General features: G+C 74.3%; 1 pseudogene. It reads right to left on the bottom strand.

Going from position 1 to position 237, the window contains the following annotated elements:
- Positions 1 to 237 (bottom strand): annotated as a pseudogene (locus tag F0U47_RS21415) (ABC transporter); the annotation flags it as partial.

Genomic DNA, 237 nt, shown 5'->3' with positions numbered 1-237 from the left:
CCCCCAGGCGGCGGCCGCCCGCGCGGCCCCCTGCTCGCCGTGCCCGAGGACGAGGGTCTCGATGCCGGTCTCGATGGCGACCGCGACCCGCTCGGCCTGCTGCGGCTTGCCCTTGATCGCGTTGAAGAGGCGCTCGCGGACGAAGCCCACCTTCGCCTCGAGGGAGCCGATCAGCTCGCCGCTGCCGACGAACTCCTGCCAGCGGGTCAGCAGGTCGCCGCGCAGCAGAGTGCCGTC

Origin of the sequence: Nocardioides antri (assembly GCF_008373765.1) — a bacterium.
GTDB classification, from domain to species: domain Bacteria; phylum Actinomycetota; class Actinomycetes; order Propionibacteriales; family Nocardioidaceae; genus Nocardioides; species Nocardioides antri.
This window is presented reverse-complemented; position numbering and strand designations above follow the sequence as displayed.